This is a genomic window from Protofrankia sp. Cr1 (assembly GCF_963555865.1).
Classification (GTDB): Bacteria; Actinomycetota; Actinomycetes; order Frankiales; family Frankiaceae; genus Protofrankia.
Window position 1 is genome coordinate 1 of sequence record NZ_CAUVXO010000629.1, and the last position, 2,101, is coordinate 2,101.

Consider the following 2,101-nt stretch of genomic DNA (forward strand, 5'->3'; position numbering starts at 1 on the left):
TTCGTCGTGCTCGTCCGCATCCCCTACGACCGCACCGCCGAGCGGGTCGCCATTCAGCTGTCCCAGCAGTGGGCCGGGATGAAAAACGGGCGGGAAGAAGTAAAGTTAGCGGAATCACGAGACACTACACCCGTCGGGCGACTCCGAGAGGGCCACAAACCTTCATCCCACGCAGCACCGTATCGAGCAAGGTTTGCTCACCTGACAACTTGAATAATCTTCCCGGTGCGGTTCGATTCCCCCCGGTTCGGTTGTCCGGGAACCGTGCTGGCATGTCATCGCGGCCCACATGCGGATGATTCTCAGCCGTTTATCGGGTCGACCCGGGGCTACACCGTCCAACGGTCGGGGTCGGCACCGCCGAGCCAACGGTCGATGTCGGAACGCCGCCAGACCCGGGTCCCACCCCAGGTCGCAGTCCGGTTGACCACCGCAACAGGAGCAGGCGCACGGGGATCGGTCCGCATCCGGTGGTCGACAGCCTGGCGGGTCACCCCGAGGACGGCGGCGATGTCGGAAGACCCCACGAACATCGGCGGCTCGTCCACAACCGTTGACGATAGCCTGCCCACGCGCGACCGCAGACCCAGATCAGGCTCTTCATACGGCAGGCCGCTTCGCCGAGGCCGTGACGACACCTGGGTCGACCAGCAACGATGCCCGTCGTACCGGGAACGGAGCGCACGGCGGTCGGCGAGCAGCATGATCGAGCGAGTGGAGACGAGGGGAATCGAACCCCTAACCCCTGCCTTGCAAAGTCGGTCCACTTCGTCCACCAATGTCTGTGGACGTCCGTACAGGCCGGTTGACTTCCGCGTTCGTTCCGCCGAGGTTCGCCACCGTTCGCGGACGTCCGCCGGCTGGGCTACACGGTTGGCTACAGGCATCTAGATCACTGGGAGATGAGGAACCGCCTCGTCTGGGTGCCCGCAATCCTCACAGCAGGACCACGAAATCCGGTGGCAAGTCGACCCGCCCCACAGGCGCGCAGAGCGCCTGTGGGGCGGAAGCGGCGCTACGGGCACGCGGCGGGCACGCCATCCCTGTGATCTCTGCGGTGCCCTGCCGGTTGCCCGCCGGCGCCCGCGCTCTCGGGTCCATTCGGGGCGTGGAGGCATCGCTTCGTCGGTGGCCGTCAGGCAGCTGATTAAACGACGGACTGTATGCCATTGCCCTACAGACGGTGCTGTCTCGCGATACCTGCCGACGATTCGGGTCCGTGGCGGACGATTTCACGGGGGTTCTACGTCTCTGATGGGCGGTGAGGGGTCGGGTCCCGAGGTGGGCAACCGAACCCCGATCCTCTACGATGGGGATCATGGCTCTGACCTGCGGCGTTGCACTACCGCCGGACCGCTGCAGAACGGGCTTCGGATCGACCCCGGAAACCGCCTGTGACCTGCGAGTTTATCTTCGGGTCAGTGATCATCCCTGGAGGGATTGAAATTCCCATCGGCTTCCAGGCTGGCAAGAATTGCCTTGTCAGTGATCATCCCTGGAGGGATTGAAACGCGTCACCCGGTCCTGTCTGCAATCTCTCTGGCGTTTGGTCAGTGATCATCCCTGGAGGGATTGAAACCCGCTCTCACGGTCGCCGTTCCCGTTGCTGGTACAGGGTCAGTGATCATCCCTGGAGGGATTGAAACGCGAGCAGCCGTGCGGGCATGAGGCACTGCCCTGGTCAGTGATCATCCCTGGAGGGATTGAAACACGCGAAAACGCTTTCACCCTCCGGCCGACAACCGTCAGTGATCATCCCTGGAGGGATTGAAACGGGACCTGGGGCGCGAGGCGGGTGGCTGCCGCCCGGTCAGTGATCATCCCTGGAGGGATTGAAACGCGAAGGTCGCGGGCCTCTGGTCGACCACGTTGCCTAGGATCAGTGATCATCCCTGGAGGGATTGAAACTCAGCCGGCTCGACCGGATCGCGGAGGCCTTCACCGGTCGGTGATCATCCCTGGAGGGATTGAAACACGTGACTTTGACGGCATGCTGGTCCGTGGGGGAAGTCAGTGATCATCTCTGGAGGGATTGAAACCTGTAAGCAACCTGAGGCTGTCTCCCGGCTGCCCGCTGGCGTGCCCCCTGCTCGTTTTTCGT

Annotated in this window: 1 protein-coding gene and 1 CRISPR repeat array; the gene reads right to left on the reverse strand. The window is 63.4% G+C overall.

All coding sequences use genetic code 11. The annotated features are described in order from the left end of the window. Positions 1-329 precede the first annotated feature (329 nt). Positions 330-533, reverse strand: a complete 204-nt coding sequence (locus U9980_RS27020; RefSeq protein ID WP_416210412.1) for a helix-turn-helix transcriptional regulator — start codon at positions 531-533, stop codon at positions 330-332. 884 nt (positions 534-1,417) lie between these two features. After that, a CRISPR array of direct repeats spans positions 1,418-2,039; the repeat unit is 30 nt; unit sequence GTCAGTGATCATCCCTGGAGGGATTGAAAC. Positions 2,040-2,101: the final 62 nt, after the last annotated feature.

Bases quoted from the DNA above. Each gene is read 5' to 3' on its own strand.
- U9980_RS27020 (WP_416210412.1), bottom strand. From the start codon at position 533: ATGTTCGTGGGGTCTTCCGACATCGCCGCCGTCCTCGGGGTGACCCGC.